The organism is Geodermatophilus sp. URMC 65 (assembly GCF_053502545.1).
In genome coordinates, this window is record NZ_CP199954.1 from 4197249 (window position 1) to 4222645 (window position 25397).

A 25397-nucleotide genomic window follows, 5' to 3' on the forward strand; every position below is an offset into this window, starting at 1 on the left:
TCTCCGCGACCGTGCGGGCGCTCAGGCCCGCGCAGCCGCCCGGCGCTGCCGGTGCGCGGCCACCAGCGCGGGGCGCTCGCGCAGCAGCAGGTGCCGGCCGAGCACGACGACCAGCCCCGCGACGACGGCGAGGGCGGCGGTCGCGGTCCAGGCGACGGCGTAGGAGCTCACCGAGAGCAACCCGCCGAAGGCCAGCGGGCCGGCTGCTGCGCCCAGGCCCATGCCGCCCTGGGTGATCGACGTCGCCTGGGCGGCCATGCCGTGGTGCATCCGGGTGACGGCGTAGGTCGACAGCCCGGCCCACGCCCAGCCGGTGCAGTAGCCGACCACCGCGCCGACGGCGATGAGCGCCTCGACGCCGGTGCCGAGCAGCGCGTAGGACAGCCCGCCCACCGACATCTGCGCCGCGACGACGAGCAGCCAGCGGGTGCGCACGCGGTCGGCCAGCCACCCGACGAGCACCCGGGTCAGCGCACCCAGCCCGCTGGCCACCGCGGCGAGCACGCCGGCCGTCGCGGGGGCGATGCCGCCGGCGACGGCGGTGCTGACCGCGAAGGAGCCCAGCGCGTTCCCGGTGCCGGCACCGAGCGCCAGCCCGGCGGCGAGCACGTACAGCGGCGCGCGACGGAACGGCCCGGCCGCCTCCGACGGCGGTGACGACGACCCGGCCGACCCCAGCCGCCGCGGACCCGGCACGGACAGGACCACGAGCAGCGCCAGGACCGCACCCAGGCCGAACGCCGTCCGCCAGCCCAGCGGGATGGCCACCAGCGGGACCGCCACGCCGGCCAGCAGCGTCGACAGCGGGATCGCCGCCTGCTTGAGGCCGTAGGCGAGGCCCTGCCGGCCGGCGGACACCGAGCGCGCGATGAGGTCGTTGCTCGCCGGCTGCCCGATGCCGTTGCCCCACCCGGCGACGACGAGCGCGGCGACGAGGACGGCGGTGTCGCGAGCGGCCAGCGCGACGGCGAGCATCGTGAGCGCCGCGGTGAGCCCGGAGAGCCGCACGACCCGGACGGTGCCCAGCTTCCGCACCAGCGTCCCGGCGGAGAGGGCCGACACCGCCGAGGTGGCGAAGAACGCGGCCACCAGCACGCCGAGCAGGGACGGGCCGACGCCGAGGTCGGCGCGCACCTGCACCCAGAGCACGCCGACGAGGTAGGCCGGGAGCACGCCCGCGGTGGTCACCGTGACCGCCGCGGTCGCCGCGCGGCCCGGGCCCGCGGGCCGGCCCCGGCCGGTGCTCACGAGGCCCTGCTCACGAGGCGCTGCTCACGGCCGGTCGTCCTCGGCGAGCAGCACGCCGACGAGGTGCTCGGCGATCGCCAGCGACGACGTGGCGGCGGGGGAGGGCGCGTTGCGCACGGCCACCACGGCGCCCCGCCGGGTGATGCGGAAGTCGTCGACCAGGCTGCCGTCGGACTCCAGCGCCTGCGCCCGGATCCCCGCGGCCGCCGGCACCATGTCGTCGGCGGTCAGCTCGGGCACGTAGCGGCGGGCGGCGGCGGTGTAGGCCTTCTTGGACAGCGACCCGCGCATCTCGGCCAGGCCGGTGCGCCAGTGCTGCCTGGCGAAGCGCCGGAAGCCGGGGAAGCGGGCGATCGCGGCCAGCTCGGCGGGGGAGACGTCGCGCCACCGGTAGCCCTCGCGGGCCAGCGCGAGGACGGCGTTGGGGCCGACCAGCACCTCCCCGTCGAACCGCGGGGTCAGGTGCACCCCCAGGAACGGGTACCGCGGGTCGGGCACCGGGTAGACCAGGCCGTTGACCAGCGACCGCTTCCCGGGCGTGAGCGCGTAGTACTCGCCGCGGAAGGGGACGATCCGCGGGGCGTCGTCGTCCCCGGCCAGGCGGGCCAGCCGGTCGACGTGCAGACCGGCGCAGAGCACCACCCGGTCGGCGACGACCTCCTCGCCGGACGTGCCGGCGACGACGACCTCCCCGTCGGTGGACCGGAACGCGGCCACCTCGAACCCGGTGCGCACGGTCGCGCCGGCGGCGCGGGCGTCGGCGGCGAGCTGCTCGGTGACCGACACGTAGTCGACGATCGCGGTGGTCGGCGAGTGCAGCGCGGCGATGCCGGTGACGTGCGGCTCGAGCCCGCGCAGCTCCGCCCGGTCGATCACCCGGACGCCGGGGACGCCGTTGGCGCGGGCCCGCTCGGCGATCGCGCCCAGCCGCCGCTCCTCGGCGCCGTCGAGCGCCACGAGCACCTTGCCGATCTCGTCGTAGGGCAGCCCGTGCTCGGCGCAGAACTCCTTGAGCAGGGCGACCCCGCGGCGGCACAGCGTCGCCTTGAGCGAGCCGGGCTCGTAGTACAGGCCGGCGTGCACCACGCCGCTGTTGCGGCCGGTCTGGTGGGCGGCGAGCCGGTCCTCCTTCTCCAGGACCGTCACCTCGGCGTCGGGCCGCTCGGCGAGCAGTCGCCGGGCCACCGCCGTCCCGATGATCCCGCCTCCGACCACGGCGTATCGCTGGACCGGCATCGTCCTCCGTCCTCCGGGTGCCTCCGCGTCGCTGCGCGGCACGGGTGGGGCCGTACCACCGGCCGGCGGCTACGGTGACCGGTGTGATCTCCGTCGCCCTCCCGGCTCCAGGCCGCCGTCCCCGTCCGCAGGGTAGTTCCCGGTGACCGCGCTCACGGGTGTGCTGCCGATCACACTCACACCGTTCACCGACGACGGTGAGGTCGACGAGGGCAGCATCGACAGCCTGGTCGAGGACTACCTCGGCGCGGGGGCGCACGGGCTGACCATCCTCGGGATCATGGGCGAGGCCGCCAAGCTGCTCGACGAGGAGCGCGAGCGGGTGCTGCGCCGCTACCTGCGCGCCACCGCCGGCCGGGTGCCGGTCGTCGCCGGGGTCTCGGCGCGGGCCACGAAGATGGCGCTGGACTACGCCCGCCGCGCCGAGGACGCCGGCGCCGCCGCCGTCATGCTCGCCCCGCCGGACAACACCCGGAACCTCGACCTGGTCTTCGAGCACTTCCGGCTGGTCGCCGAGGCGGTGTCGGTACCGGTCGTGGTGCAGGACGAGCCGGTGAACACCGGGGTCGTCATGCCCGCGCCCTTCCTCGTGCGGCTGCTCGACGAGATCGAGGGGTGCCGCTACCTCAAGCTCGAGGAGACGCCGACGCTGCCCAAGATCACCGCGGTGAAGCAGCGGGCCAAGGAGCCGGTGGGCGTCTTCGGCGGGCTCGGCGGGCTCTACCTGTACGAGGAGCTGCTCCGCGGCGCGGACGGCATCATGACCGGCTTCGGCTTCCCGCAGGTGCTGGTCGGCACCTACGAGCGGTTCGTCGCCGGCGACCGGGCCGGTGCGCAGGAGTTCTTCTTCCGGTACCTGCCGCTGATCCGCTACGAGGCCCAGCTCGGCGTCGGCGGGGTGACCATCCGCAAGCAGGTCTTCGCCCGCCGCGGCGCGATCGCCTCGCCGCACGCCCGCTTCCCGGCCCCGCCGGTCGACGAGCTGACCCTCGCCGAGCTCGACGACCTCATCGCCGCCGTCGGCCTGTAGCCCCTCATCCCACCCACCGCTCCGGCGGCGCGCTGCCGCGCGCCCGAGGCCCGCCCGCGAGAGGACACGCCCGTGCGACTGACGACCCTGCGACTCGACGGCGCGGAGCCGGGGGCGCTGGTGCGCCCCGGCGGCGCCGTGCCGCTGCCCGCGCTCAACGCGCGCCTGCGCACCGACTGGCCGGAGACGGTGCAGGAGCTCCTCGAGCGCGGCCGGGTCGAGGAGCTGCGCGACTGGGTGGCCGGCCAGGACACCGCCCGGCTCGACGAGCTCGCGCTGCCGCAGGAGCAGCTGGCGTACGCGCCGCTCTACCGCCGGCCGCGCAAGATCTGGGGCATCGGCCTCAACTACGTCGAGCACGCCGCGGACCTCTCGGAGAAGGCGCCCTCGACCGAGCCGGCCAGCTTCCTCAAGCCCGACACCGCGATCATCGGCCCCGGCGACCCGATCCGGATCCCGCCGCAGTCGCAGCGCACCACCGCCGAGGGCGAGCTCGGCGTGGTCATCGGCCGCGAGTGCAAGGACGTCGACGAGGCCGATGCCCCCTCGGTGGTCGCCGGCTTCACCACGATCGTCGACATGACCGCCGAGGACATCCTCGAGAAGAACCCGCGCTACCTCACCCGCTCGAAGAGCTTCGACACCTTCTTCAGCTTCGGGCCGGAGCTGGTGACCGTCGACGAGGTGGACGACGTCGACGCGCTCGAGGTCGCGACGATCCACAACGGCCAGGTGCACCGGCGCAACGTCGTCTCGAACATGACCTTCCGGCCCTGGTGGCTCGTCGCCTTCCACTCGCGGGTCATGACCCTGCTGCCCGGCGACGTCATCTCGACCGGCACACCGGGAGCGGTGCACATCCGCTCCGGCGACACCGCCGGCGTGCAGATCACCGGTTTCCGCGAGCTCACCAACCCCGTGGCCTGAGGGCCCCCGATCCGACGGAGCGCATCCCGATGGACCTCGAACTGACCGGGCGGGTCGCCCTGGTCACCGCCGCCTCCAAGGGCCTGGGCCGCGCCACCGCGACCCAGCTGGCCGCCGAGGGCGCGCGGGTGATGATCTCCAGTCGCGGCGCCGACCAGCTGGCGCGGACCGCGCAGGAGATCGCCGACGCCACCGGCGCGCAGGTCGAGCACTGCCCGGCCGACGTGGCCGACGCCGCCGACCTCGACCGGCTGCTGCGCGAGACCCAGGAGCGGCTCGGCGGCATCGACGTCCTGGTGAACAACGCCGGTGGGCCGCCGCCGGGCGGCTTCGACGCCCTCGACGACGCGACGTGGCAGCAGGCCTTCGAGCTGAACCTGCTGTCCACCGTGCGGCTCTTCCGCGGCGTGCTGCCGCACATGCGCGAACAGGGGTGGGGCCGGATCGTCACGGTGGCGTCCTCGTCGATCAAGCAGCCGATCGACAACCTCACGCTGTCCAACACCCTGCGCGTCGGCATCCTCGGGCTGGCCAAGAGCGTCGCGCTCGAGGTGGCCGGGGAGGGCGTGCTGGTCAACACGATCGGCCCGGGCCGCATCGCCACCGACCGCGTCGCCTCCCTCGATGCCGGGCGTGCCGAGAAGACCGGCCAGTCGGTCGAGGAGGTCCGCGCCCAGAGCGAGGCCGGCATCCCGATGGGCCGCTACGGCACCCCGGAGGAGTTCGCCAAGGTGGCGGCCTTCCTCGCCTCGGGCGCGAACACCTACGTCACCGGCCAGGCCTTCCTGGTCGACGGCGGCCTGGTCCGGGCCATCTGATGCGCCTGGTCCGCTACACCGCTGCCGGGAGTCCGGCGTCCTACGGCCTGGTGGAGGGGGACGGCGGCGACGCCGTCGTCGTCCGCCTCGACGGGGACCCGTTCGACGGCGTCCGGACGACGGGGGAGCGCACCCCGCTCGCCGACGTGCGGCTGCTGGCCCCCGTCGAGCCGAGCAAGGTGCTGTGCCTCGGCCGCAACTACGCCGAGCACGCCAAGGAGCTGGGCAACGAGGTGCCGGAGATCCCGGTGGTGTTCGCCAAGTTCTCCACGTCGGTCGTCGGGCCGGACGCCGAGGTGCCCTATCCGCCGGACACCGAGAACCTGCACTTCGAGGGCGAGCTGGCGGTCGTCATCGGCCGCGAGTGCACGCGGGTGCCGACCGAGGAGGTGGCCGACGTCGTCCTCGGCTACACGGTCGCCAACGACCTGACGCTGCGGGACATGCAGCGGGCGGAGAAGCAGTGGACCCGCGCGAAGGGCTTCGACCGGTCCTGCCCGCTGGGGCCCTGGGTGGAGACCGACGTCGACCCGTCGGCGCTGTCGCTGCGGACGACGGTGAACGGTGAGGTGCGCCAGGACGGCACCACCGCGGACATGCTGCTCGACGTCGCGGCGTGCGTGTCCTGGGTCAGCCAGACGATCACCCTGCTGCCCGGGGACGTCGTCCTGACCGGCACCCCGGCAGGCGTCGGGCCGCTGCAGGCCGGCGACGAGGTGACGGTGAGCATCGAGGGCATCGGGTCGCTGTCCACCCGCATCGTCGGAGGCTGAGCCGGTCTGGGTGACTCCCGGGAGAGTCAGCCCCTGCTTACACGTGGAAGCAGGGGTCGACTTCCACGGGAACAGTTCGGATCGTCCGGGAGTGGTGCCCCGGCATCCTCTCCCCCTGCCCCGCATGGTGGGCAGGGGGAGAGCGTCGGCAGGACAGGTGGGTGCGGCTCGGTCAGGTGTGCACCGGGAGACCCAGCGCCTGGGCCCACAGCCGGGTCAGCGTGGCGACGAGCCGCTCCTCCTCGAAGTCGCCGTCGAGCACCAGCCAGTAGTGCACCGCGCCGTTGACCATGGCGACCAGCGCGTGGGCGGCGTACTCGGCGTCGAGGTCGGCGGCGACCAGGCCGCCGCCCTGCAGCTGCTCGATGCTGTGCCGGACGCGGCCGACGTTGCGCTCCCGGGCCGCCTGCCGCTGCGCGCGGACCTCCGGGTCGAAGGTGGTCACCTGCTCGAAGAGCGCCATGAGCGCGGTGTTCTGCCGGTACATGGCGACGAACCGGCGGTTGGCCTGGTCGATGCGGTGCACCGCCACCTCGGCGGGGGAGCCGTCCGGCGGACCGGCCTCGCCGCGGGTCGCCATCGAGGCGTAGAGGTCGTCCATCGTCTCGGCCACCAGCGCCCGGAAGACGGCGGTCTTGGAGCCGAAGTACGTGTAGAAGCTGCCGTGCGCGACGCCGGCCGCCGCCGAGATGTCGGTGACGCGGGCCGCCAGGAAGCCGTCGCGCTCGAACACCTCGCGGGCCGCGGCGAGCAGCCGGGCCCGCATCCGGCGGCCGCGCTCGGTGGTCGGCAGGGCCGGTGGCCCGGTCGTCCCGGCGTCGCCGGCGGTCGGGTCGGCAGCGGGCACGCGCACCTCCGGCGGCACTCGTTGACATTGACGTCGACGTCAACTTAGCTGCGATCAGCCCACCTGTCGTCCTCCAGAGGAGGCGCTACCCCGATGACCGCGCCGACGCCGCCCCCGCAGGACGACGGGCTGCAGGCGCTGCTGCGGCCGCGCGGGATCGCGCTGCTCGGCATCTCGGGCCGGTCGGAGAACATCATGTCCCGCCCGCTGCGCTACCTGGTCGAGCACGGCTACGAGGGCGGCGTCCACCCGGTCAACCCGAACCACTCCGAGCTCGTGGGCCGGCGCTGCTACCCGACGCTGGCCGACGTCCCGGGCCCGGTCGACCTGGTGCTCGTGCTGGTCGCCGCCGACCGGGTCGAGGACGCGATCCGGCAGGCCGCCGCAGTGGGCGCCCGGGCGGCGGTCGTCTACGCCTCCGGGTTCGCCGAGGTCGGTCCCGAGGGGGTGGCGCTGCAGCAGCGGCTGGCCGCGGTGGCGCGGGAGACCGGCGTCCGCGTCGTCGGGCCGAACTGCCAGGGCTTCCTCTACGCGCCCACCGGCGTGGTGGCCACCTTCACCGCCGCCGCCGACCGGCCGCTGACCTCCGGCAGCGGCGTCGCGTACGTCGGGCAGAGCGGTGCGGTCGGCGGCTCGGTGCTCGACCTCGCCACCGACATGGGGCTGGGCCTGGCGGCGTGGTTCAGCACCGGCAACCAGGCCGACCTCGACCTGACCGAGGTCTCGCTGCACCTGCTGGCCGACCCGACGGTGCGGGTGCTGATGCTCTACGTGGAGGCCACGGGCGACGGCGCGGCCTACGCCGAGCTGGCCCGCCGCGCGCAGCAGGCCGGCAAGCACCTGGTCGTGCTGCGCTCGGGGCGCTCCAGTGCCGGGCGCCGCGCGGTGGCCAGCCACACCGGCTCGATGCTCGGTGACGACGTCGCCTTCGTGCTGACCTCCCGGCGGTACGGCGTGGTGCTGGTCGACGACATCGACGAGCTGCTCGCCGTCGCCGCGGTCCTGGCCGCCGGGAAGCCGGCGGAGGGGTCGCGGGTCGCCGTCGTCACCACCTCCGGCGGGGCCGGCAGCCTGGCCGCCGACCAGTGCGAGGACGTCGGCCTGCAGCTGCCCGAGCTGTCGGCGGCGACCCAGGCGCGGCTGCGCCCGCTGATCCCGCCCTTCGGCGCGCTGGCCAACCCGGTGGACGTCACCGCGCAGCTGTTCAACCGGGGCGCGCACGCCTTCGGCGACGTCTGCCGGACCATCGCCGAGGACGACGCGGTGGACGTCGTCGCCGTCCTCGTGACCATGGTCGTCGGCGACGCCGGCGCCCGGCTGGCCGAGGACCTCGTCGCCACGGCCGCCAAGCTGTCCTGCCCGCTGCTGGTCGGCTGGATCGCCGGCCAGGAGCTGACCGTCGAGGGCCGCCGGGTGTTCCGCGAGGCCGGCGTCCCGGTGTTCGGCTCGGTCGGCGACCTGGCCCGGGTCGCCGCGCGGCTGGCCCCGCCGCGGCACCGCGGCACCCCGCCGGCGTTGCCGCCGGTGCCCGAGGTCCCGGCCGCGGAGGTGCGCGCGCTGCTCGAGGCCCCGGTGGTGGACGGCGCCGCGCTGCTGCAGGCGATCGGCATCGCCCAGCCGTCGTCCACGCTGGTGACCACACCGGAGGCGGCCCGCGCGGCGGTCGCGGCGCTGCCCGGCCCGGGCGTGCTCAAGCTCGCCGCCGCGGACCTGGCGCACAAGAGCGAGGTCGGCGGGGTGCGGGTGGGCGTGGGTCCCGACGAGGCGGCGGGCGTCTTCACCGCGCTGCTCGACGCCGCGCGGGCGCACCACGTCCCCGGGGTCGAGGGCGTGCTGGTCCAGGAGCTGGTCCCGCCGGGCACCGAGCTGGTCCTCGCGGCGACCGCCGGGCGCGACGGGTTCCCGCCCGTGGTGACCGTCGGCCTCGGCGGGGTGACCACCGAGCTCTACCGCGACCTCGCCTCGGCGCTGGCGCCGGTGACGCCGGAGGAGGCGTGGGCGATGCTGCGCAGCCTGCGCGCCTGGCCGCTGCTGGCCGGCTTCCGCGGCGCCGAGCCCGCCGACGTGCCGGCCGCGGTCGACGCCCTCGTCCGGCTGTCGCGGGCCGCGCTGGCCGCGGGCGACCGGCTGGCCGAGTTCGAGGTCAACCCGCTCATCGTCGCACCGCGCGGCCGGGGCGCCACCGCCGTCGACGTCCTGGTCCGCACCACCGGCTCGCGGGAGCCGGTGGGCGAGTAGGCATCCTCAGCGGCACACCCCGGACCCCAGCAGAGAGGCAGGACACCCCCCGTGGGACAGATCCAGTTGGAGCGGCACGGCGGCGTCGCCGTGTTCACGGTCGACAACCCCGAGGTCAAGAACGGGCTCACCCCGGAGATGGGGCTGCAGCTGTCGGAGCTGTGCGACGAGGTGGACGCCGACCCGGCGATCGGCGCGGCCGTCGTCCGCGGAGCCGGCGGCACGTTCTGCTCCGGCGCCGACCGCCGGCGCTGGACGCCGGGCAGCGACCAGGCCGAGGACAAGACGTACAAGGAGCTCGGCGCGGTCTACACCGCCTTCCGCCGCGTGGGCACGCTGCAGGTGCCGACGATCGCCGCCGTCCGCGGCGCCGCGGTCGGCGCGGGGATCAACCTGGCGTTCTCCACCGACCTGCGCATCGTGTCCGAGAGCGCCCGGCTGCTGGCCGGCTTCCTGCGCATCGGCCTGCACCCCGGCGGCGGCTACTTCACGATCAGTTCCCGGACGGCGGGCCGCGAGGCCACCGCCGCGATGGGCCTGTTCAGCGAGGAGATCGACGGCGTGCGCGCCGCGGAGATCGGCCTGGCCTGGAAGGCGGTGCCCGACGACCAGGTCGAGGACCTCGCCCTCGAGCTGGCCGGCCGCGCGGCCAAGGACCCGGAGCTGGCCCGGGAGGCGACCCGCTCCTTCCGCACCGAGGCCGGCCCGCCCGGGATCGGCTGGGAGGCCGCCCTGCACTTCGAGCGGGCCACCCAGATGTGGTCCCAGCGGCGGCGCGAGACCGCCTGACCCGACCCCCCGCCGGGCCGGCGACGGCGCCGGCCCGGCGGGGCCCAACCCAGGAGGCACGCCGTGCAGTTCGCCCCCACCGCGCTCAGCCCCGCCGAGGAGGCGCTGCGCACCGAGGTGCGCGCGTTCCTCGCTGCCGAGCTGCCCGCGGGCTCCCGGCCCGCGCTCGGCTTCGCCGGCCGGCACGACCCGGCGTTCTCCCGCACGCTGGCCGAGCGCGGCTGGGTCGGCATGGCGATCCCGCCGGAGTACGGCGGGCACGGGCGCAGCGCCGTCGACCGCTTCGTCGTCGCCGAGGAGCTGCTCGCCGCCGGGGCGCCCATCGGGGCGCACTTCGTCGCCGACCGGCAGACCGCGCCGGCGCTGCTGCACTACGGCACCGAGGGCCAGCGTCAGCGGTTCCTGCCCGGCATCGCGGCGGGGGAGGTCTACTTCTCCCTCGGCATGAGCGAGCCGGACTCCGGGTCCGACCTCGCCTCGGTGCGCACCCGCGCCACCCGGGTCGAGGGCGGCTGGACCGTCACCGGCACCAAGGTGTGGACCAGCGAGGCCCACCGCAACCACTTCTTCGCCGTCCTCTGCCGGACCTCGCCGATGGAGGGGGGCCGCAAGCACGCCGGCCTGTCCCAGCTGATCGTCGACCTGTCCGCGCCGGGGGTGCGCATCTCGCCGATCCCGTACCTCGACGGCAGCCACCACTTCAACGAGGTGGCGCTGGAGGAGGTGTTCGTCCCCGACGACATGGTCCTCGGCGAGCTCGGCAGCGGCTGGCAGCAGGTGACCAGCGAGCTGGCCTACGAGCGCAGCGGCCCCGACCGCTGGCTGTCGACCTTCCCGGTGCTGCGCGAGTGGCTGCGCGAGCGCGCCGGCGTGAGCCATGTCGAAGCAGCCGTCTCCGACGGGGAGGCCGCCGTCCTCGGCCGGCTGGCCGCCCGGGCCCGCGCCATCCGGCACCTGTCGCTGTCGGTCGCCCGCCTGCTCGACGCCGGGGCGGCGCCGGCGGTCGAGGCCGCGCTGGTCAAGGAGGTCGGCACCCGCTTCGAGCAGGACCTCGTCGAGGCCCTGCGGGACGCCGCCGAGACCGAGCTCGACCAGGGCTCCGGCTCGCTGTTCCGGTCGCTGCTCGCCGAGGCGGTGCTGACCTCGCCGTCGTACACGCTGCGCGGCGGCACCACCGAGGTCCTCCGCTCCGTCGCCGCGAAGGGACTGGCCGCATGAGTGACGACCGCACCATGCTCACCGAGGTCGCGACCAGCCTGTTCCGCGACCTGTGCACCCCCGAGGACGTCGTCGCCGCCGAGGCGACCGGCTGGAGCGAGCGGCTCTGGGACGCGCTGGCCGAGTCCGGCTTCCCGTCCGTGTCGGTGCCCGAGGAGGCCGGCGGCTCCGGCGGGGACGTCGCCGACGCCTGCGCGCTGCTGACCGTCGCCGGCCGGTTCGCCGCCCCGGTGCCGCTCGCCGAGACCGGGCTGCTCGCCGGCTGGGCGCTGGCCGCCGCGGGGCTCGAGCTGCCCGACGGCCCGCTGTCGGTGGCGGTCGGCCGGCCCGAGGACACCATCCGGCTCACCGGCCGGCGCCTCTCCGCGCGGCTGTCCCGGGTGCCCTGGGGCGGGCGCAGCACCCGGGTGGTCGCCTTCGCCGAGAGCGGCGGGCGGTGCGTCGTCGTCTCGGCGCCCACTGCGGCCGCGAGCGTCACGCCCGGCCGCAACCTCGCCGCCGAGCCGCGCGACACCCTCGTGTGGGACGACGTCGAGCTGCCCGAGGACGCGGTGGCGCCCGCGCCGGACGGGGTGGACCCCGCGGCGCTGCGGCTGCGCGGGGCACTCGCCCGTTCGGCGCAGATCGCCGGCGCGCTGGTCCGCGTGACCGAGCTGAGCGTGCGCTACACCGGCGAGCGCCAGCAGTTCGGCCGCCCGATCGCCCGCTTCCAGGCGGTGCAGGCGCACCTGGTGACGATCGCGGAGGAGGCCCAGCTGGCCGGGCTCGCGGCGGAGGTCGCCGCGCTGAACGCCCGGCCGGACCCCTCGTTCGACGACGTCGCCGCGGCCAAGGCGGCGGCCGGCGAGGCCGCGACGGTCGCCGCCCGGGCGGCCCACCAGGCGCACGGCGCGATCGGCATGACCAAGGAGTACGAGCTCGGCCAGCTCACCCGGCGGCTGTGGTCGTGGCGCGACGAGTTCGGCGGCGAGCGGTACTGGAGCCGGGAGCTGGGCCGCCGGCTGGCCGCCGAGAGCGCCGACGCGCTGTGGCCGAGCATCTCGAGGGGGCTGCTGGCGTGAGCACCGACTGGGACGTCGCCGTCGTCGGCGCGGGCACCGCGGGCCTGGTCGCCGCCCGGGTCGCCGCCGAGCGCGGGCTGCGGGTCGTGGCCTACGAGCGGATGAGCCCCGGCGGGCAGCTGGTCGACCTGACCACGCTGCACGACCACCCCGGCGGGACCGGGCCCGAGCTGGTGTCGGCGCTGACCGCGGCCGCCGAGGGCGCCGGCGTCCGTCTGGTGCACGCGGAGGTCACCCGCGTGCACCCCGGGTCGCCGGCCCGGCTGGAGACCACCGACGGTGAGGTGACCGCCGGCGCGGTCGTGGTCGCGGCCGGGTTGTCCGCCGGGCGGCTCGGGCTGCCGGGGGAGTCGTCGCTCGTCGGCCGTGGCATCTCGACCTGCGCGGGGTGCGACGGGCCGCTGTTCCGCGGCCGCCCGGTCGCCGTCGTCGGCGACGACGAGTGGACGGCGGAGGAGGCGCTCGAACTGGCCGGCCACGCGTCGGCGGTGACCGTGCTGGTGCCGGGGGAGCCGCGGTGGTCGGCAGCGCGGGCGGCGCGGCTGGCGGCCGACGAACGGGTCGAGGTGGTGCCCGGCGCGACCGTGACCGCGCTGAGCGGCGAGGGCGTGCTGTCGGGGGTCGTCGTCCGCACCGCCGACGGCGAGCGGGAGCTGGCGGTCGCGGGGGTGTTCCCGTTCGTCGGGCGGCGCGGTCCGGAGGGGCTGGTGGCGGGGCTGGCCGCCGACGCGGAGGGCCGGCTCGTCCCGGGGGACGGCGTCCTCGTGGCCGGCGACGCGCGCGCCGGGGCGGAGCAGTGGCTGGCCGCCGCCGAGGCCGACGGTCGGACCGCCGGCGAGGCCGCGGTCGCGGCACTGGCAGCGGGCACGGGATCGCTGCGCGTCGTGGACCCGACGTACGGCGTGCTCCCCGACGACGACGCCGGGCCGCTGGAGGCCGCCGACAGCACGGCGACGTGGACCGACGTCGCGCTGTTCACCAACTCCAAGCCGAACGCGACCGAGCTGCTGCGCGGGTTGGGCGCGCGGCTGCAGGCGCACTGGGGGCTGCCGGAGCTGGGCTTCGCGGCCAAGGACAGCGCCTCGGTCCCGGCCGACCCGGACCAGATCGACTGGCTGTCGCAGCGCTTCAAGATGGTGCTGGTGGCGGTCGGCGACTAGGGCTCGTGCTCGTCGTGGAGTCTCCACGACTCGGTGGAACTGGAGCGGCGCGGCGTCGTGGCACCCCTGGTGGTGACCGAGACGTTCCTGCCGCTGGTGCAGGCGCAGGCCCAGGCGCGCCGGGTGCAGCCGCGCCTCCTGGTGGTGCCGCACCCGGTGGGCGGGTTGAACGAGGGAGAGCTGGCCGGGCGGATCGAGGGCGCGGCGGCCGAGCTGCTGCGGATGGCCGCCGAGGCGAGGGGTCCGTCGTGAGTGCCGTGCTGGACCTGCCCGGGGTCACCGAGGAGAGCTGGCAGGAGGAGGCGTACCGCCGTGGCTGGGGCGACGGCCTGCCGCTGGTGGCCCCGACGCCGGCGCGGGTGGCGGCCGCGTTGGCCGCGCTCGACGGCGTCGACCTGGAGCTGGGGCCGCTGCCGCCGTCCGGGCTGGTGCCGACCCGCGAGAGCTTCGCCGCCAACGCCGTGATGGCCGGCTGCTGGCCGGCGGACCTGCCGGTGGTGCTCGCCGCCGTCCGCGCGCTGCAGGCGCCCGGGTACAACCTGCACGGCGTGCTGGCCACGACGCACCCGTGCGCGCCGATGGTCGTCGTGAACGGCCCGGTGCGCGCGGAGCTGGGCATCAACTCCGGCGCGAACTGCCTGGGCCAGGGCACCCGGGCCAACGCGGTCATCGGCCGGGCGGTGCAGCTGGTCACCACGCACGTCGGCGGGGCGCGGCCGGGTGTCATGGACCGGGCGACGCAGGGCGGGCCGGCGAAGTACACCTTCTGCTTCGGCGAGAACGAGGAGGAGAGCCCCTTCCCGCCGTTCTCGGTGCGCCGCGGCTTCGCTCCGGGGGAGTCGGTGGTGACGGTCGCGGCGACGGAGGGGCCGCACAACGTCAACGACCACGGCGGGACGACGGCCGAGGACCTGCTGCTCACCATCGCCGGGACCATGGCCCAGCCGGGGTCGAACAACGTGTACGTGAAGGGTCCGCACTTCCTGGTGCTGGGTCCGGAGCACGCGGCGACGTTCGTCCGCGACGGGTGGACGGCGGAGGCGGTCCGCGACGCGCTGTGGGAGCGTGCGCGGATCCCGGTGTCGAGGGTGTCGGAGGCCAACCAGCGGCAGTTCGAGGACTGGGGCGTGGTGCCCGACGGCGACGCCTACACGGTGAGCACCGGCCCGGAGATGCTGCACGTGGTCGTGGCCGGGGGAGCGGGGAAGCACTCGGCGTGGATCCCGTCGTTCGGGGCGACGGCGGCGGTGTCGCGCGCCGTGCCCTCGCGTCCGTGAACCGTGCCCTCGCGTCGGTGACCCGTGCCTGACCGGCCGCTGGTCGGGCCGGACGCCGACCTCGCCGCGGTGTCGACCGAGCTGCTCGCCGCCGGGCACGGCGACGGGCTGCCGGTGGTGCCACCCACTGCCGACCGGCTCGCGGCGATGGTGGACGGCCTCGCCGCGCCGGACGCCGTCCTCGGGCAGGTGCCGCCGCTGTGCGGCGAGCTGACCGTGCGGGCGGTCGCCTGGTACGCGGTGCTGGCCGGGTGCCGGCCCGCCGAGCTGCCGGTCGTGGTGGCCGCGGTGCGGGCGGCGCTGGAGCCGCGGTTCAACCTGCTGGGCATCGCGACGACGACCGGGTCGCCCGCGGTGGCGGTGCTGGTGCACGGCCCGGTCGCGGCGTCCCTCGGGCTGACGCCGGCCGGCGGATTGGGCCCGGGATCGCGGGCGAACGCCTGCGTCGGGCGGGCGGTGTCGCTGGCGCTGGCCGGCATCGACGGTGCGCGGGCCGGGCTGACCGACATGGCGACGATCGGCTGGCCGGGCAAGTACACGTGCTGCACTGCGTCGCTCCCGGGACCCTTCCCGCCCCTGGCGGACGGCGACGCGGTGACCGTCGTCGGGGCGAGCGGAGTGCTCGAGGTGCTGCCGGCGTCGGGCTACCGGACGCCGGCCGAGGTCCTCGCGCCGGCCGCCGCGGCCCTGGCCGGGGTGGCGCTGGCCGCCGGCGACCCGGGCTGCTTCCGCGACGGCGAGCAGTTCCTGCTGCTGCCACCGGAGCCGGCCGGGTTCCTGCACGGCCACGGGTGGGGCCCGGAGGAGGTGTCGGGGTTCCTGTTCGCGGAGGGCAACGCGGTGCTCGCCGCCGGGGCCGCGCGGCTGGCCGGGGTGTCGTCCGCTTACGGGGCCGGCGACCTGCGGGTGGCGGCCTCGGCCGACGGCCTCCGGGTCGTGGCCACCGGCGGGCCGGGCGTCAAGATGGCGCTGCTGCCGACGTGGATGGGCGGCACCCGCTCGGTCACCGCCGCCGTCCGTCCGCTCTGACGCCGCTCAGGCGGCGATGAGGACCCCGACGGCGTCGTCGACCCCGGCACCGGTGGCATCGACGACGATGACGGCATCGACGACCCGACCGGCAGCGACACCCCCGGCGACCCGGACGACGGGAGCTGACCCCCGGGCGCCTGATGTCCCCTCCGCGAGCCTCAGCCCTTGCTCACAGGTGGAAGCAGGGGCTGAGGTTCGGACAAGGGGTGGTGTCCTCTGCAAGGTCAGCCCCTGCCCCGCACTGTGGGCAGCGGGAGAAGCCGCGTCAGGCGGTGCCCTCGGCGGCGATCAGGTCGGTGACCGCCTGCGGCCGGGTCGAGCAGTCGTCGCCGGAGGGAGGCTGGTCGCTGGCCAGGCCGGTCACCCCGGCGTCCTCGACCGGCTGGAACCCGAGGCGCTCGATGTGTCGCGGCACCCGCTTCTGCGCGTTGATCACGTGCGAACGGGAGAGCCAGCCCTGGCCGTCGGCGACGTCGAAGTCCAGGCCGCCGCCGGACGCGCGCTGCACGTGGCCGGGGGAGGGCAGCAGCCCGACGAGTTGCACGGCCTGGTCCACCGGCAGGTCCTGCGGCGGGCGGTCGAAGTAGTACCAGCTGGCCGCGCAGACCCCGTACAGGGACGGCCCGAACTGGGCGTAGTTGACGTAGAGCTCGAGCATCCGCCGGTCGTCGACGGCCAGGGCCAGCTCCGCGGACAGCCCGGCCTCGACCGCCTTGCGCCAGGCGCTCATCTCCTGGTTGAGGAAGAGGTTCTTGGCGACCTGCTGCGGGATGGTGGAGCCCGACGGGTCTTCCTCACCGGAGAGGTGCGCCTGTGCGCGGGCGAGGATCTCGCCCCAGGTGAAGGCGCCGGCGCGGTAGGGCAGCTTGGCGTCCTCGTGCGCGATGACCGCGGCGAGGAAGTTGCGCGAGACGTGCTCGACCGGCACCGACTGCTGGATCGCGCCGTCCGGGTTGGCCGCCATGAACGCCGTCGTCGGCGGGTCGACCCAGCGCAGCGACACCATCACCAGCGCCTGGACGACGAAGCCGACCGCGAGCACCTTGCCCACCCGCCGGGCGAGCAGCCGGCGGGAGCGGGAGCGGGGCCGGTCAGGCCGCTCGTCGCGGTCCCGTCGTCCGCCGGCGGGGCGCGGCTCGTCGCGGTCGCGGCGGCGCCGCCGGCGCCCGGGCCGCTCTTCCGGCGCCGGACCGTAGCCGTCGTACCCGTACCGGTCGGCGACGTCGTCCCACGGGGAGCGCGGCGGGACCGGGACCGAGCCGTCGTCGTACCCGGACCAGTCGTCCGAGGGCCGGTCGGCGGTCGTAGAGCCACGGGTCCGGCGGCGGCGGACGGCGGGCCAGCGATCCGGTGAGCCGTACGGCATGGGGCGGTGTTCTCCCTGGGGGGCGCGAACCGTCATGGTACGGCGCCGGAGCGTGAGGACCGGGGAGCTCAGCCTGTGAGGTGCGCGAAGACGACGACGTTGTCCACGTAGTCACCGGTGTCCTCGTCGAAGGCGCCACCGCAGGTGATCAGCCGCAGGCCGGCGTGGTCGAGGTCGCCGTAGACGGCGTCGCTGGGGAAGGCGTCCTTGGCGTGCTCCTCGACCCGGTCGACGAGGAAGACGGCGGTGCTCCCGTCGGCGCGGTCGACCTCCACGGTGTCGCCGGGCAGCAGCTCGTCGAGACCGGCGAACGCCCCGGGCTCGCCGGCCCAGTCGACGTGTCCGGCCAGGACGGCGGGCCCGAGCTGGCCGGGGGTGGGACTGCGGTCGTACCAGCCGACCGGGTAGGCGCCCGGCGGGACCTCCATGGATCCGTCCCGCCGCAGCCCCAGTTCCATGACGTCGGAGGTCACGCCCAGCGCGCGGATGCGGACCGTGGTGGGCGGGCTCGCCGGCAGCTGGCGGACGACGGCCATCGGCGCGACGGCGGCGGCCGCCCGGGCCGGCTGCTCCGGCGGCAGGTCGGCGGGCGCGGCGACCACCCGGTGCACCGGCGCCTCGGTTGGGGACGGGCTGAACGCGAGGAGGCCCGCGCCGGTCACGGCCAGGACGACGGACGTGGCCGCCCAGGCGCGGGCGGCGCGCGGTCGCCGACGGCGGTGGCGGCCGTAGCGGGTGACCCGGGGCGGCCGGGCGAGCAGCGCGCCGACGTCCGCGGGCACCAGCGGCGGCGGATAGGCGCCGACGATCCGGACCTCACCGTCGGGGTCGTCGCGCAGCCGGATGGCGACCGTGCCGGTGCCGGGCGCGGCTCCGCCCGCCCCGGTCGGGTGCGGACCGGGACGGGCGGAGGACGGACGCTGCGGCACGGCCCGCCGGTCAGGCGGAGGTGCGGGCGCTGCGGCGGGCCGCGACGGCCGCGCCACCGGCGGCGGCCAGCGCCGCGCCGCCGAGGACGTAGGGCAGGACGCCGCCGTCCTCGCTCGCGCTGCCGTCACCGGCGGCGACGGCGCCGACCGGCCGGGTGGAGACCTGCGAGCCACCGGTGCTGGCCTGTCCGCTGGTCGACGAGGCGGGCGCGTACTGCTGGTCCTCGCAGGCGATGCCGTCGTTGTCGGCGTCCAGGCGCTCGGGGTCGCCCGGGACCGCGTCGAAGGCGGCCTGGGCCTCGGCCTGGCTGGCGAAGTCGGGGCAGTCGCGGTCCGGGGCAGCGTTCGCGGTGCCGGCGAAGCCGAGGCTGAGGACGGCGGTGACGAGGACACCGGCGGCGGCGGTGGTGGTGGGGCGGCGCATGGGATCTCCCGGGAACGGCGGTGGGGTGACCACCATCACCCATGCGTGACCGGTTGACCACGGACCGACAACACCGAGGCACCCACTATCCGTTCGTCGGATCATGCCAGTGCGACACGCGCCAACGCGCCGGTGACTTCCGGGGCGCCGGCCGGTCAGTCCTCACATGGAGACGACACGGCTGGACCTCGGCCCGCAGGCGACGGAGCTGGCCCGGGTGGTGGCCGGCATCCGCGACGACCAGCTCGGCGACCCGACGCCGTGCGACGGCACCCCGGTCGCGGGGCTGCTCGCCCACGTCGTGGGCCTGACCACGGCCTTCCGCATGGCCGCGGAGAAGACGCCGGTGTCCGGAGGGCCGTCGGCGTTGCCGGACGACCTCCCGCCCGACTGGCGCACCCGGATCCCCGCCCAGCTCGACGCGCTGGTGGAGGCGTGGCAGCAGCCATCCGCATGGGAGGGGACCGCGGAGGCCGGCGGCGTGGTCATGCCCGCGCCGGTCGCGGCGGTCGTGACGCTCGACGAGGTGCTCGTGCACGGCTGGGACCTCGCCGTCGCCACCGGGCAGCACTACACGGTCGACCCGGCATCGGTGGCGGCGTGCACCGAGTTCGCCGCCCAGGCCGCCGCCCAGGGGCCCACACCCGGGTTGTTCGGCGCGCCGGTGCCCGTGCCCGACGACGCCCCGCCGCTGGACCGGCTGCTCGGCCTCACCGGCCGCGACCCCGCTTGGCGTCCACCCGAGCGTTGATCGAGGGCTTGTCGCCGGGGACACAGTTCGACACGCCGCGCGGTCCGGCGACGAGCCCATGATCAACAGCAGGCGGGCGCTGCCCAGGTCAGGGCAGCTCGCGCGCCAGGCGCTCGATCGGGCTGGACCAGGCACCCGGCGTCGTCCACACGAAGCTGTGCGCGCCGGGCAGGGCGCAGAACCGGCCGTCCGGCGCCAGGGCGGCGAGCTCGCGCGCCCACGCTTGCGTGCACAGGCGGTCCTGGTCCCCGCGCAGCACGAGCACCGGCACCTGCACCTGCGGGACGACGTCCTCGAGGGCGTCGGCGAGGTGCGCCGCGAGGGCGTGCCGGACCCGGCGCAGTCCGGCGCGCTGCCGCTCGGAGGTGTGCTGCGCGTCGAGGCTCGGCGGCTCCAGTGCGTGGTTGCGGCGCCAGGCCAGCAGCACCCGGCGCAGGCTGCGGAAGCGGGGGTCGATCGTGGGGCTGGCCAGGACCAGCGCCCGCACGCCCCGAGGACGGCGGACCGCCACCCGCGCCGCCACCTGCGTGCCGCTGGAGTGCCCGGCGAGCACGACGCCGCCGAGCCCGCTGGCGTCGAGCCACTGCACCACGGCGTCGGTGAACTGGCCGACGTCCAGCGGGTGCGGCGGCTCGCCGCTGCCCGAGAAGCCGGGTAGCTCGACCAGGTGGGCGCGGGTCCAGGCGCCGAGCTCGCGGAGCGCGGGCTGGAGGTAGTCGGCCACGGCCAGGCCGGGGACGACGACCACCTCGGGGAGTCCCTCGCGTGGCGTGCCCACCGTGCGGCTGCGCATCACGCCCCAGCTGGTGCGGCGGTGGGCGAGCTCGACGTCGGGAGGCAGGTGTGGACCCGCACCGGGGTCGGCAGCCATGGCGCGACGGTAGCCACCGGCGTCGGCTGCGCGGGGACGGCGTTGCTGGTTGACTCCCGGCAGACGGTGAGCCGAGCCGTCCGGGTCGGCCCGCAGGGGTGTGCCATGGCGACGACGGTCGCGGGGATGTCGAAGCAGCAGCTGGCGAGAGCGCTGGGTGCCACGGGAGCGGCCTTCGGGCTGACCAGCATCGTCGCGCCGAGGGTGGTCGCCGGGACCTACGGCGTCCCCGTCACCCCGGCGGGGCTGCAGCTGCAGCGGCTGTTCGGCAGCCGGGCGCTGGCGATCTCGGTCCTGGCGCTGACCGCGCGCACCGACGAGGAGGTCGACCGCGGGCTGGCCGTGGTGGCCGGCATGAACGCGATCGACGCGCTGACCGCGCTGGCGGCGGCTGCGCAGGCCGGACGGGCGACCACGCTGCGGGCGGTCGCCAGCTCGCTCGCCTACGGGGCGGCCGCGCTGGTCGTCCGGTCGATGAAGGGCTGAACCGCTCGGGACGCGCACCCGTCCCCCGGACGGCGGGGGCACCACGCCCCGCTGTCTCCCCTTGAGTTGATCATGGGGGCGTTGCAGCCGACACGCGCGGACACGCCGTGCGCAGCGGCAACAACCCCATGATCAACCTGGGAGAGCGTCGCGCGGTCACATCAGCCGACGAGGAAGGCCGTGGCCTGCGGTCCGTCGCCGTCCACGCACGAGCCGGTGGCCACGAGGCCGGCGTCCCCGTCGAGCGGGGCGACGTCGCCCAGCACGGCGGCGCCGGCGCACAGCGACACCACCGACTCCCGCCCGCCGCTGGCCAGGTCGATCGTGACCAGCTCGGCGGGGAAGGAGAGGTCCGCCGTCGGCACCCACGCCGTGCCGCCGTCGGGGGAGACGACGACGTCCAGGGCGGAGTCGCCCACGCCGTCCAGCTCCACCGAGGTCGCGACCGCGCCGTCCACCACGGTGACCAGCCGGCCGAGCCGGCGGCCGTCGTCGACGTGGGCGGTGGCGACCACGGTGCCGTCGGCGGTCACGTCGACGGCGGCCGGGATGCCGACCGGGGCGTCGGGCGCGAGGTCGAGCGGTTCGCCCACCGGCCGCAGGTCGGCGCCGTAGGCGGTGAGCAGGGCCCGCCCGCCGCTGTCGACGAGTGCGGCCAGGCCGCCGTCCGGGCGGGCCGCGAGCGCGGTGACCGTGCCCTCGGGGACGACAGGCGCGGTGCGGGACACGACGCCTGCGGCGAGGTCGACGGCGAGCAGCTGCGCGGGGCCGGCGTCGGGCAGGGTGAGCGCGGCGAAGAGCGTGCGGCCGTCGAGGGAGAGGGCGGTGGCGGCCCGCTCGGGACGCACGCCGAGGGCGGTCACGGTGGCCTGCCCGTCGGGCCGGACGGTGAGCAGCTGGTACCCGGTGGTCGGGCTGGTGTTGGCGACGAGGAACGCGCCGTCGGCCAGGACGGTGAGCTCGGCGTCGTCCCCGACCGCGGGCAGCTCGAGCAGCGTCGTGGCCATCGGGCCGTCCCCGCCCGAGCCGACCCGCACCAGCCAGCCACGCGTGTCGCCGTCGCTCAGCAGGGCGACCGGATCGCCGCCGGGGGGAGCGGCGAGGTCGAGCAGCCGGGCGTCGCCGCCGACGGCCGCGTCGAGGTCGACGGTGCCGAGCAGGACCGGGCCGCCGTCGGGTCCGGAGCGCTGGGAGGGGCCCGCGTCGCCGTCGCTGGTGCAGGCGGCGGCCGCCAGGACGACGGCGAGGGCCGCGGCGGTGCGGCGGACACGGGGCATGTCGGCTCCGGGGTCGGGAGACGCGAGCGTCCGCCGAGGCCGTGACCGCGGCAACTCGGGCGGGCGGTTCCTGTCGCGGCTGGGGCGGGTGTGACTGGCTCGTCCATGCGCGCCGGATGGGTGCCGATGAGCCGGGGGAGACGACGGACTGATCTCTACCCCCGTCGTCGCGGGAGTGGCTCGGTATGGCGGCATGGCAGCAACGACTCGGTGATGGCCTGGCAGTGCTCGGAGGCGCCCGCCCCGACGTGCTGGACGCCGCGCCCGGTGCACGGCCGCGGTTCGTGGCGCTGGGCGGCGTCCTGTTGAGCACCGGTGGCCTGGCCGTCGTCTCGATGGCGTTCGCCGTGGCGATGGCGCTGGGCGTGTGGTGGCCGCTGGCACTGCTGGTCGGCCTGGGCTGGGGCGCGGTCGTGGTCAACCTCGACCGGATGCTGCTGGTCGGGATGGCGCACGACGCCTCGCTGAAGCGGAACCTGGTGCTCGCCGTCCCCCGGGTGGGGCTGGCGCTGATCCTGGGCGCGGTGATCGCGACCCCGCTGACCCTGCAGGTGTTCTCCTCGGAGATCGACACCGAGGTCAAGGCGATGCAGGCCGAGGCGGCCGACGCCTACCGGGAGTCGCTGGAGACCGACGCGCGTTTCGCCGGGCTTCCCGCGCTGCGGGAGGAGGTGGCGCTGCAGGAGTCGATCGTGGCCTCCGGGGGTGTCGCGGACCCGCAGCTGGCGGTCGTGCACGGCGACGCGACGGCGGCCCAGCAGGCCTACGACGCGGCCCTGGCCACCCAGCGCGAGCTCGAGGCCAAGGCGCAGTGCGAGCTGGACGGCACCTGCGGCACCGGGGACGCCGGCACCGGTCAGGCGTACGTCGAGGCGCGTGCGGCTGCGGACGCGCAGGCCGCGGTGGTGGCCTCGGCGCGGTCGGCGCTGGACGCGGCGACGGCGACCGCCTCAGCGGCGGAGGGGCGGGCCGCGGAGCTGGCGTCGGCGTCGCTGGAGTCCGACCGGGCCGAGCTGGAACGGCTGACCGCGGAGCAGACCCGGCTGCAGACGGCGTTCGACGCGACCAACGAGGAGTCCGCGGGGATCCTGGCGCGGCTGGAGGCGCTGGACCGGCTGGGCGACCGCAACGCGACCCTGGCCGCCGCGCAGGTGATGCTGTCGCTGCTGTTCATGAGCATCGAGATCCTGCCGGTGCTGATGAAGCTGCTGCTGAACTTCGCCCCGCCCTCGGCCTACGACAAGCTCGCCGCGCTGCGGGACTCCGGCGACGTGCAGATCGAGGAGCTGCAGAAGGAGTCGCGGCTGACCGTGGCCGCGGCCCGCGAGGAGATGCTCGTGATGGCCGAGCGGGAGCGGATCGACCGGCAGAAGCAGGCGATCACCGCCCGGCGGGAGGCCGCGGAGGCGGCTGCCGCGGCCGAGCGGGCGGCCGCCGTCCGCGCGGCTGAGCGGGCAGCCGCGGCGGCCGAGGCGCCCGCGCCGTCCGCGGGAGAGACGCTGCGGCCCTGGGACACCGGCCCGATGCGCCTGGCCCGCACCGTGCTCGGCGCCCGCCGCCGCCCGTCCGACCGCATCCCGACGGCGGTCTGAGCGCGAAACCCGAACTGACGGTGCCCCGGCCGCCACGGGGCGGCCGGGGCACCGTCGTCCGGACCGGGACCCGCGCCGCGTCGCAGAGCGGGCGCGCGGGGTCGGACCCGCCGGGGCTGAGGTGTCCAGTCCCCGACCCTCCCGGGCGCTGAAGACGTTGGTGTCCAGCAGGCCGCGACTCAGCTGATGGCCCCGAATTCGTCGGTGTCCCCGGTGAGGGCCCGCAGGGCCTCCCGGAGTGCGGGGTCGGCCTGGGCCCTGGCCAGTTGCGCGGCGAACACCGCCTCGGGCATCCAGTGCGAGCGCTGCTCCCGGATCGGGCCCAGCTCGGAGACGGGCTCGCCGTTCACCGTCACCTCCACGACCTCGCCGGCGGCGACCCGCCGGAGGACGCCGACCGTGTCATCGCGCAGCTCTCCCGACGTCACCGGCAGTGCCAGGACCATGGGCGGCTTTAGCACTCGGGATGGTCCTCGACCGACTGCGGCTCGTCGCGCTGACGGAAGCCAGCGATCCTGGAACCGGACTGCCATCGCCCAACCGAGCGGCTGCGCGGCTACTTGCGCGATGGGCCCCTGTCTCACAGCGACGCCGCAGCGGTCTCCAGGCCTACAACTCCTGGTCAGCCAGTCGAAGCACCTCGACGCGGCCACCGCTCTGCCCGGTACCTGACTCTGTCGGCACTGCCACGCGGGAGCCGACCCCAACGTCCGGACGCACGTGCCGTTCGAGTGAGCGCCATGAAAGGCGAAGGTGCGAGCCTCGGACCGCTTAGAGTCATCACGCTCCGCAGCGTCGCCAACGGCCCCGGTGAGCAGCGCCACCGCCGACTTGACCTGACGACTCCGCATCCCCGCGGGATGGAGGCAGTGATCCCCTGTGCCCGTCTCGATCTGGATTGCGGCATCCCTGGGCGCAGTCTCTACCTGGGCCCAACTCTACGTTCGCTTCTCAGAGCGTCGTCCGTTCGAGTCGCTGAAGACAGCGACCCTCTTCGTCTTCATAGGCCTCTTCGCAAGCGTCATCTCAGGTGCTCTGGCCTCCGTTCCTCTGCTGCCGGTGGGCGGCGAGGTAGCCGGCGCGACCGTGGGGCTGGGAACTTCGGTGCCGTTCTCCCAGGCTCCGGGAGGCTCCCTCAGAACAAGGAACGCCAAAGCCACCACGGAGATCACCAAGGCTTTGAACGGCCTCTGGGAAATTGCTGCCCTCATGTCGAACAGGCTGAGTGGGCTGCTCGCTGCGGCCAAGACCCGCCGAGTCGACGACGTGGTCCGGAGGATCAACGCGCTCACCCAGGGTGACGAATACCCACCCTTTGAGCGGGTCAGTTCCGCCCTGAAGTCTCTCACCAACAACCAAACGGGCAAGGAGAAAGAGAACTACAAGGGGCGTCTAGCGGCCGCATATCGTAGGTGCCAGAGCGATAAGGAACCGCTCAAGGTGTTGATCGAACTGGCCTATGACATGCATCAGGAGGGACTGATTCTGGATCTGGTTCGCGAGAACGCGCAACCTGATCCGGGAACCAGTCCCTCCTGACCCGACCGTTCAGATTCCGTGACTGACGCGGGCCGCCCGCGCCGCACGAGCAGCAGCGGATAAGGCTCGAACCCCTGCATCTCGATTCGACTGCTCGTCCTCTGCCGCGAGTTCGGTGGCGAACCTGATGTGGAAGTGACCCTCCAGGGCTGCAGCAAGGCCAGCCAGTGTCTTGAGCGTCAGGTTCTGATCACCAGAGAGGATCTGACTGACGCGGCCCTCCGACACGCCCATCTTCGCCGCCAGCTCCTGCTGGGAGACTCCGCGACTTCGCATGAAGTGCTCGACGCCATCCACGATCTGGTTCGACAGGTGGTCTCGCTCGAACGCCGCTCGCCCCTCGAAGGAGTCGGGGATCTCCGCGGGACCGCTGTCGACTTCGAGGTAGGCGCGTCGCAGCTGCTCGAGCTGCTGCTCGTCACGCCGCCCTCTGCGGGGCATCGTCAACTCCTCGGCTCAGTTCCCCCTGCGGGTCTGCATTCTCTTCCGAGAGGACCACGGGTTGGCT

General features: G+C 75.3%; 24 protein-coding genes and 1 pseudogene. 15 read left to right on the top strand and 10 right to left on the bottom strand.

The genetic code is table 11. The annotated features are described in order from the left end of the window. Positions 1–21: 21 nt before the first annotated feature. Both ACWIX7_RS20310 and lhgO read right to left on the bottom strand, forming a co-directional pair. A complete protein-coding gene (locus ACWIX7_RS20310) occupies positions 22–1248 on the bottom strand; it encodes an MFS transporter (protein WP_448618216.1) in 1227 nt (408 codons plus the stop codon). A 24-nt stretch (positions 1249–1272) separates the two neighbouring features. Then, positions 1273–2484 carry an L-2-hydroxyglutarate oxidase gene (gene lhgO / locus ACWIX7_RS20315; protein WP_448618217.1) on the bottom strand — a complete coding sequence of 404 codons (1212 nt, stop codon included), beginning with the start codon at positions 2482–2484 and terminating at the stop codon, positions 1273–1275. A 142-nt stretch (positions 2485–2626) separates the two neighbouring features. On the opposite strand from lhgO, the gene ACWIX7_RS20320 reads away from it, so the two are divergent. The 4 genes from ACWIX7_RS20320 (at position 2627) to ACWIX7_RS20335 (ending at position 6032) form a co-directional block, all read left to right on the top strand. Further along, on the top strand, positions 2627–3514 hold the full coding sequence (locus ACWIX7_RS20320; protein ID WP_448618218.1) for a dihydrodipicolinate synthase family protein: 888 nt from the start codon (positions 2627–2629) through the stop codon (positions 3512–3514). Between the two features lie 72 nt (positions 3515–3586). After that, entirely contained in the window at positions 3587–4441 is an 855-nt protein-coding gene (locus tag ACWIX7_RS20325; protein WP_448618219.1) for a fumarylacetoacetate hydrolase family protein, read from the top strand. A 29-nt stretch (positions 4442–4470) separates the two neighbouring features. Then, positions 4471–5259 carry an SDR family oxidoreductase gene (locus ACWIX7_RS20330; protein WP_448618220.1) on the top strand — a complete coding sequence of 263 codons (789 nt, stop codon included), beginning with the start codon at positions 4471–4473 and terminating at the stop codon, positions 5257–5259. Further along, on the top strand, positions 5259–6032 hold the full coding sequence (locus ACWIX7_RS20335) for a fumarylacetoacetate hydrolase family protein (protein WP_448618221.1): 774 nt from the start codon (positions 5259–5261) through the stop codon (positions 6030–6032). The genes ACWIX7_RS20330 and ACWIX7_RS20335 overlap by 1 nt, the downstream gene beginning before the upstream one ends. Positions 6033–6204: 172 nt before the next feature. Here the strand turns inward: ACWIX7_RS20335 and ACWIX7_RS20340 are convergent, their stop codons facing one another. After that, the gene (locus ACWIX7_RS20340; protein WP_448618222.1) at positions 6205–6879 is read right to left on the bottom strand and encodes a TetR/AcrR family transcriptional regulator; all 675 of its coding nucleotides are present in this window, start codon (positions 6877–6879) and stop codon (positions 6205–6207) included. Positions 6880–6972: 93 nt separating this feature from the next. Between ACWIX7_RS20340 and ACWIX7_RS20345 the strand changes: the two genes are divergently transcribed. From ACWIX7_RS20345 to ACWIX7_RS20375, 7 genes and pseudogenes are all read left to right on the top strand, one after another. Next, on the top strand, positions 6973–9117 hold the full coding sequence (locus tag ACWIX7_RS20345; protein WP_448618223.1) for an acetate--CoA ligase family protein: 2145 nt from the start codon (positions 6973–6975) through the stop codon (positions 9115–9117). Between the two features lie 51 nt (positions 9118–9168). Next, on the top strand, positions 9169–9906 hold the full coding sequence (locus ACWIX7_RS20350; protein ID WP_448618224.1) for an enoyl-CoA hydratase-related protein: 738 nt from the start codon (positions 9169–9171) through the stop codon (positions 9904–9906). Positions 9907–9969: 63 nt separating this feature from the next. Then, entirely contained in the window at positions 9970–11124 is a 1155-nt protein-coding gene (locus ACWIX7_RS20355; RefSeq protein ID WP_448618225.1) for an acyl-CoA dehydrogenase family protein, read from the top strand. After that, a complete protein-coding gene (locus ACWIX7_RS20360; RefSeq protein WP_448618226.1) occupies positions 11121–12185 on the top strand; it encodes an acyl-CoA dehydrogenase family protein in 1065 nt (354 codons plus the stop codon). The genes ACWIX7_RS20355 and ACWIX7_RS20360 overlap by 4 nt, the downstream gene beginning before the upstream one ends. Beyond that, a pseudogene (locus tag ACWIX7_RS20365) lies at positions 12182–13597 on the top strand (UGSC family (seleno)protein). Before ACWIX7_RS20360 ends, ACWIX7_RS20365 begins: the two are co-directional and overlap by 4 nt. Beyond that, the gene (locus tag ACWIX7_RS20370; RefSeq protein WP_448618227.1) at positions 13594–14622 is read left to right on the top strand and encodes a hypothetical protein; all 1029 of its coding nucleotides are present in this window, start codon (positions 13594–13596) and stop codon (positions 14620–14622) included. The pseudogene ACWIX7_RS20365 and the gene ACWIX7_RS20370 overlap by 4 nt, the downstream one beginning before the upstream one ends. Positions 14623–14646: 24 nt before the next feature. Continuing rightward, positions 14647–15651, top strand: coding sequence for a hypothetical protein (locus ACWIX7_RS20375; protein ID WP_448618228.1), 1005 nt, complete (start codon positions 14647–14649; stop codon positions 15649–15651). Between the two features lie 268 nt (positions 15652–15919). Here ACWIX7_RS20375 and ACWIX7_RS20380 read toward each other — a convergent pair whose 3' ends face one another. From ACWIX7_RS20380 to ACWIX7_RS20390, 3 genes are all read right to left on the bottom strand, one after another. Further along, complete coding sequence (locus ACWIX7_RS20380) at positions 15920–17020, bottom strand: transglycosylase domain-containing protein (protein ID WP_448618229.1); 1101 nt, start codon at positions 17018–17020, stop codon at positions 15920–15922. Between the two features lie 68 nt (positions 17021–17088). Further along, positions 17089–17949 carry a class F sortase gene (locus ACWIX7_RS20385; RefSeq protein WP_448618230.1) on the bottom strand — a complete coding sequence of 287 codons (861 nt, stop codon included), beginning with the start codon at positions 17947–17949 and terminating at the stop codon, positions 17089–17091. Between the two features lie 10 nt (positions 17950–17959). Further along, the gene (locus ACWIX7_RS20390; protein WP_448618231.1) at positions 17960–18373 is read right to left on the bottom strand and encodes an excalibur calcium-binding domain-containing protein; all 414 of its coding nucleotides are present in this window, start codon (positions 18371–18373) and stop codon (positions 17960–17962) included. Between the two features lie 166 nt (positions 18374–18539). On the opposite strand from ACWIX7_RS20390, the gene ACWIX7_RS20395 reads away from it, so the two are divergent. Continuing rightward, positions 18540–19124, top strand: a complete 585-nt coding sequence (locus ACWIX7_RS20395; protein WP_448618232.1) for a TIGR03086 family metal-binding protein — start codon at positions 18540–18542, stop codon at positions 19122–19124. Positions 19125–19212: 88 nt separating this feature from the next. On the opposite strand, the gene ACWIX7_RS20400 is transcribed toward ACWIX7_RS20395, so the two are convergent. Next, on the bottom strand, positions 19213–19995 hold the full coding sequence (locus ACWIX7_RS20400; protein WP_448618233.1) for an alpha/beta fold hydrolase: 783 nt from the start codon (positions 19993–19995) through the stop codon (positions 19213–19215). 105 nt (positions 19996–20100) lie between these two features. Between ACWIX7_RS20400 and ACWIX7_RS20405 the strand changes: the two genes are divergently transcribed. Beyond that, positions 20101–20481, top strand: coding sequence for a hypothetical protein (locus ACWIX7_RS20405; RefSeq protein WP_091218309.1), 381 nt, complete (start codon positions 20101–20103; stop codon positions 20479–20481). 161 nt (positions 20482–20642) lie between these two features. Here the strand turns inward: ACWIX7_RS20405 and ACWIX7_RS20410 are convergent, their stop codons facing one another. After that, on the bottom strand, positions 20643–21758 hold the full coding sequence (locus tag ACWIX7_RS20410; RefSeq protein ID WP_448618234.1) for a YncE family protein: 1116 nt from the start codon (positions 21756–21758) through the stop codon (positions 20643–20645). Between the two features lie 224 nt (positions 21759–21982). Between ACWIX7_RS20410 and ACWIX7_RS20415 the strand changes: the two genes are divergently transcribed. Further along, positions 21983–23350: a DUF4407 domain-containing protein gene (locus ACWIX7_RS20415; RefSeq protein WP_448618235.1), complete on the top strand. Its 1368-nt coding sequence runs from the start codon at positions 21983–21985 to the stop codon at positions 23348–23350. A 179-nt stretch (positions 23351–23529) separates the two neighbouring features. Here the strand turns inward: ACWIX7_RS20415 and ACWIX7_RS20420 are convergent, their stop codons facing one another. Continuing rightward, positions 23530–23811: a type II toxin-antitoxin system Phd/YefM family antitoxin gene (locus ACWIX7_RS20420; RefSeq protein ID WP_448618236.1), complete on the bottom strand. Its 282-nt coding sequence runs from the start codon at positions 23809–23811 to the stop codon at positions 23530–23532. Positions 23812–24229: 418 nt separating this feature from the next. Between ACWIX7_RS20420 and ACWIX7_RS20425 the strand changes: the two genes are divergently transcribed. Next, entirely contained in the window at positions 24230–24889 is a 660-nt protein-coding gene (locus ACWIX7_RS20425; RefSeq protein ID WP_448618237.1) for a hypothetical protein, read from the top strand. Positions 24890–24898: 9 nt separating this feature from the next. Here the strand turns inward: ACWIX7_RS20425 and ACWIX7_RS20430 are convergent, their stop codons facing one another. Then, on the bottom strand, positions 24899–25330 hold the full coding sequence (locus ACWIX7_RS20430) for a helix-turn-helix domain-containing protein (protein ID WP_448618238.1): 432 nt from the start codon (positions 25328–25330) through the stop codon (positions 24899–24901). Positions 25331–25397: the final 67 nt, after the last annotated feature.

Bases quoted from the DNA above. Each gene is read 5' to 3' on its own strand.
- lhgO (WP_448618217.1), bottom strand. From the start codon at position 2,484: ATGCCGGTCCAGCGATACGCCGTGGTCGGAGGCGGGATCATCGGGACG.
- ACWIX7_RS20330 (WP_448618220.1), top strand. From the start codon at position 4,471: ATGGACCTCGAACTGACCGGGCGGGTCGCCCTGGTCACCGCCGCCTCC.
- ACWIX7_RS20335 (WP_448618221.1), top strand. From the start codon at position 5,259: ATGCGCCTGGTCCGCTACACCGCTGCCGGGAGTCCGGCGTCCTACGGC.
- ACWIX7_RS20345 (WP_448618223.1), top strand. From the start codon at position 6,973: ATGACCGCGCCGACGCCGCCCCCGCAGGACGACGGGCTGCAGGCGCTG.
- ACWIX7_RS20360 (WP_448618226.1), top strand. From the start codon at position 11,121: ATGAGTGACGACCGCACCATGCTCACCGAGGTCGCGACCAGCCTGTTC.
- ACWIX7_RS20380 (WP_448618229.1), bottom strand. From the start codon at position 17,020: ATGCCGTACGGCTCACCGGATCGCTGGCCCGCCGTCCGCCGCCGCCGG.
- ACWIX7_RS20390 (WP_448618231.1), bottom strand. From the start codon at position 18,373: ATGCGCCGCCCCACCACCACCGCCGCCGCCGGTGTCCTCGTCACCGCC.
- ACWIX7_RS20395 (WP_448618232.1), top strand. From the start codon at position 18,540: ATGGAGACGACACGGCTGGACCTCGGCCCGCAGGCGACGGAGCTGGCC.
- ACWIX7_RS20400 (WP_448618233.1), bottom strand. From the start codon at position 19,995: ATGGCTGCCGACCCCGGTGCGGGTCCACACCTGCCTCCCGACGTCGAG.
- ACWIX7_RS20405 (WP_091218309.1), top strand. From the start codon at position 20,101: ATGGCGACGACGGTCGCGGGGATGTCGAAGCAGCAGCTGGCGAGAGCG.
- ACWIX7_RS20410 (WP_448618234.1), bottom strand. From the start codon at position 21,758: ATGCCCCGTGTCCGCCGCACCGCCGCGGCCCTCGCCGTCGTCCTGGCG.
- ACWIX7_RS20430 (WP_448618238.1), bottom strand. From the start codon at position 25,330: ATGCCCCGCAGAGGGCGGCGTGACGAGCAGCAGCTCGAGCAGCTGCGA.